The 14,225-nt window shown below is 73.0% G+C and carries 13 protein-coding genes and 1 pseudogene; 13 read left to right on the top strand and 1 reads right to left on the bottom strand.

Going from position 1 to position 14,225, the window contains the following annotated elements; translation table 11 throughout:
- The 10 genes and pseudogenes from J5Y09_RS08690 to J5Y09_RS08645 all read left to right on the top strand — a co-directional run.
- A pseudogene (locus J5Y09_RS08690) lies at window positions 1–277 on the top strand (hypothetical protein); the annotation flags it as partial.
- Between the two features lie 2 nt (window positions 278–279).
- A complete protein-coding gene (fliG, locus tag J5Y09_RS08685) occupies window positions 280–1,275 on the top strand; it encodes a flagellar motor switch protein FliG (RefSeq protein WP_209351351.1) in 996 nt (331 codons plus the stop codon).
- A 1-nt stretch (window position 1,276) separates the two neighbouring features.
- Window positions 1,277–1,930 carry a hypothetical protein gene (locus J5Y09_RS08680; protein WP_209351350.1) on the top strand — a complete coding sequence of 218 codons (654 nt, stop codon included), beginning with the start codon at window positions 1,277–1,279 and terminating at the stop codon, window positions 1,928–1,930.
- Window positions 1,931–1,934: 4 nt separating this feature from the next.
- Complete coding sequence (gene fliN, locus J5Y09_RS08675) at window positions 1,935–2,264, top strand: flagellar motor switch protein FliN (RefSeq protein ID WP_245216957.1); 330 nt, start codon at window positions 1,935–1,937, stop codon at window positions 2,262–2,264.
- Window position 2,265: 1 nt separating this feature from the next.
- Complete coding sequence (locus J5Y09_RS08670) at window positions 2,266–3,678, top strand: sigma-54-dependent transcriptional regulator (protein WP_209351349.1); 1,413 nt, start codon at window positions 2,266–2,268, stop codon at window positions 3,676–3,678.
- Between the two features lie 3 nt (window positions 3,679–3,681).
- Entirely contained in the window at window positions 3,682–5,742 is a 2,061-nt protein-coding gene (flhA, locus tag J5Y09_RS08665) for a flagellar biosynthesis protein FlhA (RefSeq protein ID WP_209351348.1), read from the top strand.
- Window positions 5,742–6,689: a flagellar biosynthesis protein FlhF gene (locus J5Y09_RS08660; protein ID WP_209351347.1), complete on the top strand. Its 948-nt coding sequence runs from the start codon at window positions 5,742–5,744 to the stop codon at window positions 6,687–6,689. Before flhA ends, J5Y09_RS08660 begins: the two co-directional genes overlap by 1 nt.
- 1 nt (window position 6,690) lies before the next feature.
- On the top strand, window positions 6,691–7,458 hold the full coding sequence (locus J5Y09_RS08655) for a nucleotide-binding protein (RefSeq protein ID WP_209351346.1): 768 nt from the start codon (window positions 6,691–6,693) through the stop codon (window positions 7,456–7,458).
- Window positions 7,459–7,511: 53 nt separating this feature from the next.
- Complete coding sequence (locus J5Y09_RS08650; protein WP_209351345.1) at window positions 7,512–8,675, top strand: OpgC family protein; 1,164 nt, start codon at window positions 7,512–7,514, stop codon at window positions 8,673–8,675.
- Window positions 8,676–8,680: 5 nt separating this feature from the next.
- Complete coding sequence (locus tag J5Y09_RS08645; RefSeq protein ID WP_209351344.1) at window positions 8,681–9,433, top strand: SGNH/GDSL hydrolase family protein; 753 nt, start codon at window positions 8,681–8,683, stop codon at window positions 9,431–9,433.
- 315 nt (window positions 9,434–9,748) lie between these two features.
- Here the strand turns inward: J5Y09_RS08645 and J5Y09_RS08640 are convergent, their stop codons facing one another.
- Complete coding sequence (locus J5Y09_RS08640) at window positions 9,749–11,419, bottom strand: formate--tetrahydrofolate ligase (protein ID WP_209351343.1); 1,671 nt, start codon at window positions 11,417–11,419, stop codon at window positions 9,749–9,751.
- A 134-nt stretch (window positions 11,420–11,553) separates the two neighbouring features.
- On the opposite strand from J5Y09_RS08640, the gene J5Y09_RS08635 reads away from it, so the two are divergent.
- The 3 genes from J5Y09_RS08635 (at window position 11,554) to J5Y09_RS08625 (ending at window position 14,200) form a co-directional block, all read left to right on the top strand.
- Window positions 11,554–12,366: a MipA/OmpV family protein gene (locus J5Y09_RS08635; protein ID WP_209351342.1), complete on the top strand. Its 813-nt coding sequence runs from the start codon at window positions 11,554–11,556 to the stop codon at window positions 12,364–12,366.
- Between the two features lie 127 nt (window positions 12,367–12,493).
- The gene (locus J5Y09_RS08630; RefSeq protein WP_209351341.1) at window positions 12,494–13,153 is read left to right on the top strand and encodes an OmpW/AlkL family protein; all 660 of its coding nucleotides are present in this window, start codon (window positions 12,494–12,496) and stop codon (window positions 13,151–13,153) included.
- An 81-nt stretch (window positions 13,154–13,234) separates the two neighbouring features.
- Window positions 13,235–14,200 carry a Bug family tripartite tricarboxylate transporter substrate binding protein gene (locus J5Y09_RS08625; protein WP_209351340.1) on the top strand — a complete coding sequence of 322 codons (966 nt, stop codon included), beginning with the start codon at window positions 13,235–13,237 and terminating at the stop codon, window positions 14,198–14,200.
- Window positions 14,201–14,225: the final 25 nt, after the last annotated feature.

Here is a 14,225-nt window from a genome sequence, read left to right as displayed (position 1 = left end):
GCCGGCGCTGGCCGGCGCCGCGGGCGGCGCGGCGGCGATCGCGGGCGGCGCGGCCGGCGCGGTCAACGCCGACGGCACCCCCGCCCTGCCCGGCCAGGCAGGTGCCGCGGGCGCGCTCGCCGCCGGCGGGGAGGGCGGCGACGCGATGGTCTCGATCTCGATGGTCGAGGGCCAGATGCGCGCCTCCTCCATCGCCAAGCTGCAGGAACTCGTCGACCGCCACCCGGATGAGGCCATGGCCGTGGTCCGCCGCTGGTTGACGCCGGACGGAGCGTGACCATGGCCGAGCTCAAGGGACACCAGAAGGCCGCGACCTTCATGCTGGCGATCGGGGAGGAGCACGCCTCGCGGCTCTTCGCCAAGATGCACGAGGACGAGATCCGCGACATCTCCACCGCCATGGCCAATCTCGGCACCGTGCCCGCGACCGTGGTCGAGGACCTGTGCAAGGAGTTCGGCGACAGCCTCGGCCAGACCGGCAACCTCGTGGGGTCCTGGGAGACCACCGAGCGGATGCTGATGAAGACGCTGCCGCGCGAGCGCGTCGCCCAGATCATGGAGGAGATCCGCGGCCCGGCGGGCCGGACCATGTGGGACAAGCTCGGCAACGTGAACGAGGCCGTGCTCGCGAACTACCTCAAGAACGAATACCCGCAGACGGTCGCCGTCGTGCTGACCAAGGTGAAGCCCGACCACGCCGCGCGCGTCCTGTCGCTGCTGCCCGAAGGCTTCGCGATGGAGGTCGTGATGCGCATGCTGCGCATGGAGACCGTCCAGAAGGAAGCGCTGGACGGCGTCGAGAAGACGCTGAAGGCCGAGTTCATGTCTAACCTGGCCCGCGCGCAGCGCCGCGACGCGCACGAGATGATGGCCGAGATCTTCAACAACCTCGACCGCCAGTCCGAGACCCGGATCCTGGCCGCGCTCGAGGAGCGCAACCGCGACGCGGCCGAGCGCATCCGCGGCCTGATGTTCACCTTCGACGACCTCGCACGCCTGGACAGCCAGGGCGTGCAGATCCTGATGCGCGCGGTGCCCAAGGACCAGCTGACGCTGGCCCTGAAGGGCGCGTCGGAGGCGCTGCGCGACCTGTTCATCAAGAACATGGGCGAGCGCGCGGCGAAGATGCTGAAGGAGGACCTGGCGAATATGGGCCCGGTCAAGCTGCGCGAGGTGGACGAGGCGCAGTCCGCGATCGTGCTGATGGCCAAGGACCTCGCCGCCCAGGGCCAGATCCAGATGCAGGACGGGCGCGAAGACGAGATGGTCTACTAGGATGGCCGACGGCTTCACCCGCATCGCACCCGACGCGCTGGCCGGCGCCTTCACGCCGACGGTGCTCATCGCCGCCCTCGACGCCGCGCGGCGGGAGGCGGAGGCGATGCCCCCGCCCCTGCCCGCCGGCCCCGACCCGGACGAGATCGCCAACCTGCTCGCCGAGGCGCGCCGCGCCGGCCATGCCGAAGGCCGCGCCGAGGGCATGGCCGCGGCCGCCGCGGCGCGGGAGGCCGAGGTGGCGCGCGCCGCCACGCTGGCGGCCGAGGCGCTCGCCGCCGCGCAGCAGGAAGCCCTGCGCGCGGCCGAGGAGACCGCCATCGGCCTCGCGCGCCTCGCCCTGTCCATGATGGATGCCGCGCTGCCGGGCCTGGCGGCCGACAACGGCGCGGCGATCGCCGCCGCCTTCGCCCGCCGGATCGCGCCCGCGCTGCAGAGCATGCCGGAGCCGCGCATCCTCGTCGCACCCGGCTTCGCCGAGGAGGTCGCCGCGCTGCTCGGCGCGCCGGGCCTCTCGGTCGCCGAGGACCCCGCCCTGGCGCCGGGCGATGCCCGCGCCGAATGGCGCGGCGGTGCGGCCACCCTCGATCTCGCGGCACGCCGGCAGGACATCGCCCGCGTGCTGGATGCAGCCGGCCTCGGGCCGAAGGAGTAGAGACATGTCGGGCAACGCGACCTTCGAACCGGCCTCCCCCGCCACCGCCACCGCCGAGGAGGCGCGCCCCGCCGCCGTCCCGGTGCGGGAGCTGGAGGCGGTCTACGACATCCCCGTGCAGATCAGCGCCGTGCTCGGGCGCGCGACGATGCAGGTCTCCCAGCTGCTCAAGCTCGGCCGCGGCGCGGTCGTGGAGCTGGACCGCAAGCTCGGGGAGGCGGTGGACATCTACGTCAACAACCGCCTCGTCGCGCGCGGGGAGGTGGTGATGGTCGACGACAACCGGCTCGGCGTGACGATGACCGAGATCGTGAAGTCGGACCGGGGCGTCTGAGATGGCCCGCGTCCTGATCATCGGCTCGCTGGAGGCGGAGCTCGGCACCGCCGCGCGCATCGCGGTCGCCCGCGGCGCCCGGCTGATCGTCGCGGAAGGGGCGGCCGCGGGCCTCGCCAGGCTCCGCGGCGAAGGCGCGGACCTCGTGCTGTGCGACGTGCTGCACGATGTCGGCTGGCTGGTCGCGCAGATGGATGCCGAGCGCATCGCCTGCCCCGTGGTCGCCTGCGGCCGGCCGGACGATGCCGAGGCCGCGGTCCGCGCCATCCGCGCGGGTGCCAAGGAATTCCTGCCGCTGCCGCCGGATGCCGACCTGATCGCGGCGATGCTGCAGACCGTGGCGGGCGAGCCCGACAAGCCCGTGGTGCGCGACGCGTCGATGACGACGCTGCTCGCCCGCGCCGAGCAGGTCGCGCGCGCCGATGCCTCCGTGCTGATCACCGGGGAAAGCGGCACCGGCAAGGAAGTGCTCGCACGCCACATCCACGCGGCATCGCGCCGCGCGCGCGGGCCCTTCGTCGCGCTGAACTGCGCCGCACTGCCCGAGGCGCTGCTGGAATCGGAACTGTTCGGCCATGAGAAGGGCGCCTTCTCCGGCGCCGTCGCGTCCCGCAAGGGCAAGTTCGAGCAGGCCGAGGGCGGCACGCTGCTGCTCGATGAGATCGGCGAGATGGACCCGCGGCTGCAGGCCAAGATCCTGCGCGCGATCCAGGAGCGGGAGATCGACCGCCTCGGCGGCTCGGCGCCCGTGAAGGTCGATGTGCGCATCCTGGCCGCGACCCATCGCGACCTGACGATCGAGGTGGCCAAGGGCCGGTTCCGGGAGGACCTCTACTTCCGCCTGGCCGTGGTGCGCCTGCGCATCCCCGCGCTGCGGGAACGGCGCGACGACATCCTGCCGCTCGCCCGCCACTTCGCCGCCCGCTACGCCCATGCCAACGGCCTGCCGGAACGCGGCCTGACGCCGGCGGCCGAGGCCGTGCTGATGGCCCATGCCTGGCCGGGCAATGTGCGGGAGCTGGAGAACACGCTGCACCGCGCCGTGCTGCTGGCCGAAGGCCCGTCCATCGGACCGGACGCGATCGACCTGCTGGAAGCCGCGCCGAGCTTCGCGCCCGACGCGCCGCCCCTGCCCGCCGCCTTCGCCGCCGCGACCGCGCCGCTGGCCGCCGCCGCCGCCGCCATCGCGCCGGCCCAGCCGGTCGCCGCCCTGGTCGGCCGGCGGGTGGAGGAGGTCGAGCGGGAGCTGATCCTCGAGACGCTGTCCCACTGCCTGGGCAACCGGACGCGGGCGGCGGAGATGCTCGGCATCTCGATCCGCACGCTGCGCAACAAGCTGCACGAATACCGCGCGGCGGGGGTCACCGTTCCGCCGGTGCCCGGCCAGCCGCCCTACGCCATCGCGGCCGGATAGCCCATGGGATCGATCGCGATTCCCGGCTGGCTGCGCCGGGCCCAGCCCGGCAACGACGTCTCGCTCGCGCTTGGCGTCGTGGCGCTGCTGGCCGTGCTGGTGGTGCCGCTGCCCGCGGTGCTGCTCGACATGGGGCTCGCCATCTCCATCACCCTGTCGGTGCTGATGTTGATGACGTCGCTGTTCCTCAAGCGGCCGCTCGACTTCACATCCTTCCCCCAGCTGCTGCTGCTGACGACGCTGCTGCGGCTGGCGCTGAACGTCGCGACGACGAGGCTGATCCTGACGCATGGGCATGAGGGGCCGCAGGCGGCCGGCCATGTCGTCTCGGCCTTCGGCGGGTTCCTGATGGGCGGCGACGTGGTCGTCGGCCTCATCGTCTTCGCGATCCTGCTCGTGGTGAACTTCATGGTCATCACCAAGGGCTCGGGGCGCATCGCGGAAGTGGCCGCGCGCTTCAGCCTCGATGCCCTGCCGGGCAAGCAGATGGCGATCGACGCCGACCTGTCCGCCGGCCTGATCGACGAGAGCGAAGCCCGCCGCCGGCGCAAGGAACTGGAGGAGGAGACCGGCTTCTTCGGCGCCATGGACGGTGCCGCGAAGTTCGTGCGCGGCGACGCGATCGCCGGCCTGATCATCACCTTCATCAACCTGCTGGGCGGCATGGCGATCGGCGTCGCGCGGCACGGGCTTTCCTTCGCCGACTCGGCGCAGACCTTCTCGCTGCTGACCGTCGGCGACGGCCTCGTCAGCCAGATCCCGGCGCTGCTGACCTCGGTCGCGGCAGGCATCGTCGTCACCAAGGGCAACACCGAGGGCACCGCCGACCAGGTCATGATCGACCAGCTCGGCGCGGGGCCGAAGCCGCTCGCGCTCGCGGCCGGCGCGGCGGGCTTCATGGCGCTGATGCCGGGCATGCCGATGCTGCCCTTCCTGGCGATCGCCGGCGCGGCCGGCGCGGGCGCCTGGGCCAAGCATCGCGCGGCGAACGCGCCCCCGCCGCCGCCCGCGGCACCGCCGCCGCCGGGGGATGCGCCGATCGCGGACGCGCTGCGCATCGACCTGCTGCGGCTGGAACTCGGCTACGGGCTGCTGTCGCTGGCCGCCGGCGACGCGCCGCGGCTGACGGAACAGATAAAGGGCCTGCGCCGGTCGATCGCGCAGGAGATGGGCTTCGTGCTGCCCTCCGTCCGCATCCAGGACAACCTCTCCCTCGCCCCCGACACCTATGCGATCCGGGTGAAGGAGATCGAGGCCGGGCGCGGCCAGCTGCGCCCGCCGCTGCTGCTGGCCATCGATCCGACCGGCGGCGTGCCGAACCTGCCGGGCGAACGCTGCAACGAGCCGACCTTCGGCCTGCCCGCGCTGTGGATCGAGGAAGCGCGGCGGGAGGAAGCCCTGGCCCGCGGCTGCACCGTGGTGGACGCGGCCGGCGTCGTCGCGACCCACATCACGGAGCTGGTGCGCGAGAACATGGCCGAGCTGCTCTCCTTCGCCGAGACGCAGAAGCTGCTCGACGAATTACCGGCCGAGCACCGCAAGCTGGTCGCCGACCTGGTGCCGCAGCAGATCGGCGTCGGCGGCATCCAGCGCGTGCTGCAGGCCCTGCTGTCCGAGCGCGTGTCGATCCGCGACCTGCCGACCATCCTGGAAGGCATCCAGGAGGCCTGCGCGGCGGGGGCGCGGACGGTGCCGGGCATCCTCGCCATCGTGCGCGTGCGGCTGGCGCGGCAATTGTCCGACGCGGCGCGCGGCCCGCAGGGCTACGTGCCCATGGTGACGCTGACCGCCGACTGGGAAGTGGCCTTCACCGAGGCGCTGATCGGCCCGCCGGAGGAACGCCAGCTGGCCATGGCGCCCTCGCGCCTGTCGGAATTCATGGAGCGCATCCGCGCCGTCTTCGATGCCGCGACCGCGGCGGGGGAACAGCCGGCGCTGGTCTGCTCCGGCCCGATCCGCCCGCATGTGCGCGCCATCGTGGAACGGTTCCGGCCCTCGACGATGGTGCTCGCGCATACCGAGATCCATCCGCGCGCGCGCATCCGCACCGTGGGTAGCCTCTGATGCGGCTCAAGACCTTCCGCGCCCCCCGCATGGCGGATGCGATGGCGATGCTGCGCGAGGAACTCGGCGTCGAGGCGATCATCCTCGACACCCGCCGCAGCGGCGGCATGGTGGAGATCACCGCGGCGCTGGAGGCCGAGGAGCCGGTGCTGATCCCGCCGGCCGCTGCCATCGCGACGCTGCCGACGCCGCAGCCGGCGGCCGCACCGCCGCAGCCCAGCGGCCCCCTCGCCTTCCACAACGCCCCGCCCGGCCTGGCCGCGGCGCTGTCGCGCGGGCCGCTGGAGGAAACGCTGGGGACGGTGTTCCGCTTCGGCCCGCTGCCGGACGGGCGCGACAGGCCGCTGCTGCTGGTGGGTCCGCCCGGCGCGGGCAAGACGCTGACCTGCGCCAAGATCGCCGCGCGCATGGTGCTCGCCGGCACGCCGCCGGTGATCGCGACGACCGACGGGCAGCGCGCGGGGGCGGCGGCGCAGCTCGCCGCCTTCACCGGCGTGCTCGGCCTGACGCTCGCCGTCGCGACCTCGCCCGGCGCGCTGGTGAAGGCGCTGGCCCGGCGCACGCCGGACCAGCCCGTGCTGGTGGACAGCACCGGCTGCGATCCCTTCGACCCGCGCCAGGCGATGGCGCTGCACGGCTTCGCCGCGGCGATCGGCGCGGAACCGGTCCTGGTGCTGCCCGCCGGGCTCGATGCGCTGGAGGCGGCCGACCTCGCCCGCGCCTTCGCCGCACTCGGCGCACGGCATCTTGTGCCGACGCGGCTCGATTCCGCGCGCCGGCTCGGCGCGGTGCTCGCCGCCGCCGAGGCCGGGCCGCTGCTGCTGACCGAAGGCGGCACCAGCCCCGAGGTCGTGCAGGGCCTCGAACCCCTTTCCCCCGCGCGGCTGGCCGCGCGCCTCGCCGCGCCACGGCGCGGGGACGCCACGTCACCGCTGGAGGCCGCCTGACATGACCCTTCCCGCGACCCGGCCCACCCCCGCGCCAGGGCGGATCGTCGCCATCGCCTCCGGCAAGGGGGGCGTGGGCAAGACCTGGTTCGCCATCACGCTGTCCCAGGCGCTGGCCCGCCAGGGCGGATCGGTGCTGCTGGTCGATGCCGACCTTGGCCTTGCCAATGTGGACGTCCAGCTCGGCTTCCAGCCGGCGCAGGACCTGTCCGCCGTGCTGTCCGGCCGCGCGCCGGTGGAAGCCGCCGCCGTGCGCCACCCGGGCGCGGGCTTCGACATCCTGGCCGGGCGGTCGGGATCCGGCGCGCTGGCCGGTCTCGGCGGGACGGCGCTCGATGCGATGCTCTCGATGCTGGCGCGCGCCGCGGGCCGCTGGGGGCATGTGGTGGTCGACCTCGGCGCGGGGCTGGAGGCGCCGCAGCGCCGCATCGCCGCCCTGGCCGATACGCTGCTGGTCATCGCGACCGACGAGCCGACCAGCCTGACCGACGCCTATGCCGTGCTGAAGCTGCACGCGCAGGACCGCCCGGGGGGCGATGCGCGCATCGTCGTAAACTTGGCCGCCGATGCCGCGTCGGGGGCGCGCACCCATGCGACGCTGGCGCGCGCGGCGAACACGTTCCTCAAGCGCGATATCCCGCTGGCCGGCGTGGTGCGGCGGGATGCGAAGGTGCGCGACACGATCCGCCACCAGACGCCGCTGCTGACGCGCCATCCGGCCTGCAACGCGGCGCAGGATGTGGAGGCGGTCGCGCGCGGCCTCGGCTGAGGCGCCGCAACTCCGCCCTTGCGGCGCGGGCGCGGGGCGGTGTTCATCCTCCCATGCGCTCGCTCATCCGCCTCGACCGCGACCTGCGCGTGGACATCGTCCGCGGCTTCGCGCTCTGGGCGATCTTCGTGAACCACACGCCGGGCAACGTCATGGGCGCGGTCACGCCGCGCAACTACACGCTGTCCGACGCGACCGAGGCCTTCGTGCTGCTCGCGGGCTACGCGGCGGGCCTGGCCTACGGCATCGTGATGGACCGGCAGGGGTGGTTCTTCGCCGCCTCGCGCGTGCTGGGGCGCGTCTTCACGCTGTATGTCGCGCACATCTTCCTGCTGGTGGTCTTCACGGCGCAGGTGGGGTTCTCCGCCGAGCGGCTGGACGCGGCGGCCTACCTGGACGAGCTGCACCTCGACCCCTTCGGCGCGGACCCGTACCGCGCGCTGCTGGAAGCGCTGCTGCTGCGCTACCAGCCCTCCTTCCTCAACATCCTGCCGCTGTACATCGTCGTGCTGGCGATGTTCGCCCTGGCGATGCCGCTGATGCGCCGGCCCTGGCTCATGCTGGGGCTTTCGGCCGCGCTGTGGCTGGTGGCGCGGGAGATGGGGCTGTCGCTGCCCTCCTGGCGGGGCGAGGACTGGTTCTTCAACCCGCTCGCCTGGCAGCTGTTGTTCTTCATCGGCTGCGCGCTGGGCTACCGGCCGCCGGGCGGAAGGCCGATCGTCCTGCCGTGGCGGCGCTGGGCGGGCGCGCTGTGCTGGCTGCTGCTCGCCGCCGGGGCGGCGCTGACGGTGCTGATCCATTTCCAGTGGGACTTCACCCTGGCGCGGCTGCCCGCCTTCGCGCCCTGGCTCGCGGCGATCGACAAGGCCTCGCTGCATCCGCTGCGGCTCGCGACCATGCTGGCGCTGACATACCTGATCGCGCACCTGGTCAGCCGGGACGCCGCGTGGCTCAGGAGCGATCCGGGGCTGCTGCTCGCCCTGCTTGGCCAGCAGGCGCTGCCGGTGTTCTGCGCGGGCATCGCGCTGTCCTTCCTCGGCCGGCTGGCGCTGGAGGCATCGGATGCCTGGTGGATGCAGGCGGTGGTGAACCTGCTCGGCGCCGCCGCGCTTGTGGCGCTGGCGGTGCTGACGGCCTGGTACGGGGCGGAAAAGCGCGCCCCGCGGCGCCCCTCCACGCCGGGCTTGCCGGCCGGCGCGCCGGCCGATAGGGGTTGAGGGCGATGCGCCGCGCCCTGACGATCCTGCTCGGGCTGTGCCTCTCGCTGCCGGCCGCGGCGGCGGAGCGGGCCGCGCCGCCCATGGGGCCGGGCTGCGGCGCGCCAAACGAATTCCTGCAATCCCCGCCGCTGCGGGCGACCGCGACGGGCATCGCGACCGGGCGGCTGCGCATCCTCGCGGTGGGGTCGGCCTCCGTCGCCGGGCCGGGCGTCAGCGCCCCCGCCGCGGCCTGGCCGGCGCGGCTGGAGGCGCTGCTGCGTGAAAGGCGGCCCGACCTCGACCTGCGGATGGAGGTGCGCGGCGGGCGCGGCAGCACCGCTGCCGACCAGCTGCGGCTGATCGAGGACGCGATGCGCGCGGGCGGCATCGACCTTGTCATCTGGCAGGCCGGCATGACCGAGGCGGTGCGCGGCCTGCCGATCGAGGACCTGGGCGCCGCGCTGGTGCAGGGGCTGGAGAGGCTGTCGATGCGCGGCGTCGACACCGTGGTGATGGGCATCCAGTTCAGCCGCTTCCTGCGCGCGAATGCCGAGGTCGATCCCTATCGCGACGCGCTGCGCATGCTGGCCGCGACGGGCGGCGGCGCCTTCTTTTCCCGCTACGACGTGATGAAGGCCTGGGCCGAGGCCGGCACGGTCGATGTCGAGCGCACGCCCCGCGAACGGCGGACGGCGGAGATCGACCGGCTGAACGACTGCCTGGCCCGCGCGCTGGGCGCCTTCATCCGCGACGGCGTGGAGGAGGCGCGGCGCTAGGCGCCCGCGGCGAGGATGGACGGATCGAGGCGAAGCCTCGGTCCGGGAGCGCAAAGCCCGACCGCGCCCAGACCGACATCAGCCCAGGCGCATCAGTGCACGGCGCGCAAGCCAAGCCCGCGCATGCGGGCGCCGGCGCCTGGGGCCCAGAAAATCGGCTCGAGGCTTCAGCCTCGAGCCGGGAGCGCAAAGCGCGACCGCGCCCAAACCGACATCCGCGCCCGGCGCATCAGCGCACGGCGCGCAAGCCAAGCGGCCGGATGGCCGCGCCGGCGCCTGAGGTCAACCAAGACTCTCGCCGGCGCCTGTGGTCCGCTAAAACAACCCCTCGATCCGCCCCTGCGCATCGAGCCGGATGCTCTCCGCCGCCGGCACGCGCGGCAGGCCGGGCATCGTCATGATGTCCCCGCAGACCGCGACGACGAAGCCCGCGCCCGCGGACAGCCGCACTTCGCGCACCGGCAGCACATGGCCTTCCGGCGCGCCGAGCCTGGTCGGGTCCGCGCTGAAGGAATACTGCGTCTTGGCGATGCACACCGGCAGGTCGCGGAAGCCCTCCTCCTCGAAGCGCTTCAGCTTCGCCGCGACCGGCGCGGGAATGGACACGGCGCTCGCGCGATAGACCTCCCGCGCAATGGTCTCGATCTTGCCGGCGAGCGAGACATGGTCGGTGTACAGCGGCGCGAAATCCGCGCGGCCCGCATCGATCATGCCCTTCACCGCGCGCGCCAGCGCTTCCGCCCCCTTGGCCCCGTCGCCCCAGTGCGTGCAGAGGATCGCGTCGGTGCCGAGCGCGCGCATCGCCTCCTGCACCGCCGCGATCTCGGCCTCGGTGTCCGAGGTGAAGCGGTTGAGGCCGACGACGACGGGCACGCCGAACTTGCCCACGTTCTCGACATGGCGGGCGAGGTTGACGACGCCGCGCCTGACCGCCGCCACATCCTCCCGCCCCAGCTCGGCCTTGGCGACGCCGCCATGCATCTTGAGCGCGCGGACGGTCGCGACGACGACGCAGGCGGCCGGCTTCAGCCCGGCCTGGCGGCACTTGATGTCCATGAACTTCTCGGCACCGAGGTCGGCGCCGAAGCCCGCTTCCGTCACCACCACGTCGGCGAGCTTCAGGCCGAGCCGCGTCGCCATGACGGAGTTGCAGCCATGCGCGATGTTGGCGAAGGGCCCGCCATGCACCAGCGCCGGCGAGCCCTCGATCGTCTGCACGAGGTTGGGCGCGAAGGCGTCGCGCAGCAGCACGGCCATGGCGCCATCGGCCTTGACGTCGGCCGCCGTCACGCTGCGCCCGTCGCGCGTCTGGCCGACGATCATGCGCCCCAGCCGCGCCTGCAGGTCCGAAAGGTCCCGCGCCAGGCAGAACACCGCCATGACTTCCGAGGCGACGGTGATGTCGAAGCCGTCCTCGCGCGGGAAGCCGTTGGCGACGCCGCCGAGGGAGGAGACGATGCCGCGCAGCGCCCGGTCGTTCATGTCGAGCGCGCGGCGCCAGGAGACGCGGCGCGCATCGAGCCCCGTGCCGTTGCCCCAGTAGATGTGGTTGTCCACCATGGTCGCGAGCAGGTTGTTCGCGCTGGTGATGGCGTGGAAGTCGCCGGTGAAGTGGAGGTTGATGTCCTCCATCGGCAGCACCTGGGCGTAGCCGCCGCCCGTCGCGCCCCCCTTCACGCCGAAGCAGGGGCCGAGGGAGGGCTCGCGCAGCGCGATCATGGTCTTCACGCCGATGGCGTTCAGCGCGTCCCCCAGCCCGACCGTGGTGGTCGTCTTGCCCTCCCCCGCCGGGGTCGGGTTGATGCCGGTGACGAGCACCAGCGCGCCGTCCGGGCGGTCCTGGAGCGAGGAGACGAAGTCGAGCCCGACCTTGGCCTTGTACTTGCCGTAGGGTTCCAGCGCGGCGTCGGGGATGCCGGCGCGGGCGGCGATCTCCCCGATGGGCTTCAAGGTCGCGGCGCGCGCGATCTCGAGGTCGGTCGTCATGGCGCGGCGTCTCCCCTGCGGTCCTGGCGTTCCAGCGGCGCTTATCGGGGCGCCGTTGAAAGGTAAAGCGGGCAGGGCCAAGTCCGGCGCTCCGCGGGGCCGGGCCCGCCACCAATAAGGGAGCCTTCCTCGCCATGCGTCGCCTTCTTGCCGGTCTCGCGGCCCTGCTGCCCTGCGTTCTTGCCCAGCCGGCCGCGGCGCAGACCAACCTCGCGCCCCAGGCCGCGCCCGCGATCGGCGCGCCGGGCTTCGACCGCTGGCGCGTGGGGATCGGCGCGGGAATGCTGTTCTCGCCGGACTATCTCGGCTCCAACGACTGGCGGGTGACGCCGGTGGTGGCGCCCGAGATCCGCGCGCCCTTCGACACCTTCTTCCTGTCCTTCCGCGACGGGCTCGGCGTGTCGCTGCTGCGGGAAGGGCCGGTGCAGGCGGGGCTCGTGCTGCGGCCGCGCTTCGGCCGCGACCAGGACGACAACGCGGCTCTGCGCGGCATGGGCGACATCCGCCTGGCGGGCGAGGCGGGCGGGTTCATCTCCTATTCCGACGGAACCTGGCTGATCCGCGGCGAGGCGCGGCAGGGCTTCGGCGGACATTCGGGCGTGCTGGCCGAGGCGCGGCTCGACCGCGTGTTCCGCGTGCATGAGCGCGTGATCCTGTCCGCCGGCCCGCGCCTGTCCTGGGGCAGCCGCGGCTTCGCCGAGACCTTCTTCGGCGTGGACGAAGGGCAGTCCGCGCGCAGCGGCTACGGCGTGTTCCGCCCGCGCGACTACTGGTTCGCGGCGGTGGCCGCCGGCGCGACCTGGCTCGTCGCGGATCGCTGGACGGTGATCGCCTTCGGCGAGGTGGGACAGATCCTCGGCCAGTCCGCCGACAGCCCGCTGGTCGAGCGCGGCAGCGCGACGCAGGGGATCGTCGGCCTGACCCTCGCCTACCGCTTCTTCCCCTGATGAATCGCGCGTGGCGTCCGCGCCACGCGTGACGCGGCGCAGCATGCCGCTTGAGACACATCAAGGACGTTACGGAGGCATCGCCATACCTCGGCCCTCGTCGGGAACCCGAGGGAATCCAGAGACGATGATCCGCAAGACCTTGCTGCTGGCCGCGACCGCCGCCATCGGCCTTCTCGCCCAACCCGCCTTCGCGCAGTCCGCCGGGCCGCGCGGCAAGCAGGCCGGGGACTTCATGATCGGCGCCAGCGTCATCGGCGTGCTGCCGATGAGCGGCGGCAACGTCGACACGATCGGCGGCACGCCGCACGCGTCGGACGCCTGGACCGGGCAGCTCGACTTCACCTACTTCCTGACGCCGAATTTCTCGCTGAACCTGATCGCGGCGACGACGCAGCACGACCTCGAGGTGCGCGACAGCTCGCTCGGCACGGTCGATCTCGGCCATGTCTGGGCGCTGCCGCCGACGCTGACCTTCCAGTACCACCCGCTGCCGGCCGAGCGCTTCAGCCCCTACATCGGCGCCGGCGTGAACTGGACGATGTTCTACAGCGAGGGCGGTGGGCGGACCGCGGCGGTGACCGGCGTCGACGTGCGCAACGCCTTCGGCTTCGCGCTGAACATCGGCATGGATGTGGAAGTCGCGCCGAACTGGCTGGTGAACTTCGACGTGAAGAAGCTGTTCCTGCGGCCCGACCTGGCGGTCGACACCACGCTCGGGCGCATCAATGCGCGGGCGGACCTCGATCCCTGGATCGTCGGCGTCGGCGTGCGCTACCGCTTCTGATCCGTGGGGCCCCGGGGTGGTTCCACCCCGGGCGCCTTCCGGCCTAGGCTTCGCTCCAAGACGACCAGGGAGGAAGCCGGAATGCGGCGCAGGACCATCATCGGGGCGGCGGCGGGCCTTGCCCTCGCGCGCCCCGCCATTGCCCAGGGAAGCTGGCCGGACCGGCCCATCCGCTGGATCGTGCCCTTCCCGCCGGGCGGTTCGACGGATCTCTGGGCCAGGCTGGTGTCCGAGCCCATGGCGGCCGAGCTCGGCCAGCCCATCGTGATCGACAACCGCGGCGGCGCGGGCGGGCTGATCGGCACGGAAGCCGCGGCCAAGGCCACGCCCGACGGGCACACGATGCTGTTCACCATCACGACGCATGTGCAGTCGCCGGTCGTGCTGCGGCGCTTCCCCTACGACCCGGTCGCGGATTTCGCGCCGATCGGCAAGCTCGGCGTCACGCCGCTCGTGCTCTGCGCCTCGCCCGCCACGCAGGGCGGCACGGTGCAGGATTTCGTCGCCTGGGCGCGCGGGCGGGACCTGTCCTACGGCTCCTATGCGCCGGGCTCCTCCGGGCATGCCTATGGGCAGATGTTCTCGGACGAGGCGCGGCTCGGCATGACCCATGTCGCCTATCGCGGCGAGGGACCGATGCTGCAGGACATGGTCGCCGGCACCGTCGCCTGCGCCTTCCACTCCATGGCCGCGAGCGGGGGCGCGATCCGGGCCGGGCGGATCCGCCCGCTGGGGCTGTCCGGCACGCGGCAGTTGCCATCGCTGCCCAGCGTGCCGCTGCTGCGCGCCTCGGGCTTTTCGACGCGGTTCGAGTTCTCGGGCTTCATCGGGCTGCTCGCGCCGGTGCGCACGCCGCAGCCCATCCTCGACCGCGCCGTCGCCGCCTTCCGGAAGGTGGTCGAGGCAGAGGCGGTGCAGCGCCGGCTGGTCGAGATCGACACCATCCCCGCCTATCTCGGCCCCGACGCCTTCCGGGAGGACATCGCCCGCTGCCTGCGGGAATGGACGGCGCTGGCGACGGAACTCAACCTCTCCGTCCAGGGCTGACCGCAATCGCGCCTTGATTTGGCCG

Origin of the sequence: Roseomonas nitratireducens, from assembly GCF_017813355.1 — a bacterium.
Lineage (GTDB): Bacteria > Pseudomonadota > Alphaproteobacteria > Acetobacterales > Acetobacteraceae > Neoroseomonas > Neoroseomonas nitratireducens.
The sequence above is the reverse complement of the archived record's forward strand: the minus strand, read 5'-3'. Positions and strand labels throughout refer to the sequence as shown.

What these genes read in the sequence shown, in the direction of transcription:
- J5Y09_RS08680 (WP_209351350.1), top strand. Translation starts at nt 1,277, where the DNA reads ATGGCCGACGGCTTCACCCGCATCGCACCCGACGCGCTGGCCGGCGCC.
- J5Y09_RS08660 (WP_209351347.1), top strand. Translation starts at nt 5,742, where the DNA reads ATGCGGCTCAAGACCTTCCGCGCCCCCCGCATGGCGGATGCGATGGCG.
- J5Y09_RS08645 (WP_209351344.1), top strand. Translation starts at nt 8,681, where the DNA reads ATGCGCCGCGCCCTGACGATCCTGCTCGGGCTGTGCCTCTCGCTGCCG.
- J5Y09_RS08650 (WP_209351345.1), top strand. Translation starts at nt 7,512, where the DNA reads ATGCGCTCGCTCATCCGCCTCGACCGCGACCTGCGCGTGGACATCGTC.
- J5Y09_RS08640 (WP_209351343.1), bottom strand. Translation starts at nt 11,419, where the DNA reads ATGACGACCGACCTCGAGATCGCGCGCGCCGCGACCTTGAAGCCCATC.
- fliN (WP_245216957.1), top strand. Translation starts at nt 1,935, where the DNA reads ATGTCGGGCAACGCGACCTTCGAACCGGCCTCCCCCGCCACCGCCACC.
- J5Y09_RS08655 (WP_209351346.1), top strand. Translation starts at nt 6,691, where the DNA reads ATGACCCTTCCCGCGACCCGGCCCACCCCCGCGCCAGGGCGGATCGTC.
- fliG (WP_209351351.1), top strand. Translation starts at nt 280, where the DNA reads ATGGCCGAGCTCAAGGGACACCAGAAGGCCGCGACCTTCATGCTGGCG.
- J5Y09_RS08625 (WP_209351340.1), top strand. Translation starts at nt 13,235, where the DNA reads ATGCGGCGCAGGACCATCATCGGGGCGGCGGCGGGCCTTGCCCTCGCG.
- flhA (WP_209351348.1), top strand. Translation starts at nt 3,682, where the DNA reads ATGGGATCGATCGCGATTCCCGGCTGGCTGCGCCGGGCCCAGCCCGGC.
- J5Y09_RS08635 (WP_209351342.1), top strand. Translation starts at nt 11,554, where the DNA reads ATGCGTCGCCTTCTTGCCGGTCTCGCGGCCCTGCTGCCCTGCGTTCTT.
- J5Y09_RS08670 (WP_209351349.1), top strand. Translation starts at nt 2,266, where the DNA reads ATGGCCCGCGTCCTGATCATCGGCTCGCTGGAGGCGGAGCTCGGCACC.
- J5Y09_RS08630 (WP_209351341.1), top strand. Translation starts at nt 12,494, where the DNA reads ATGATCCGCAAGACCTTGCTGCTGGCCGCGACCGCCGCCATCGGCCTT.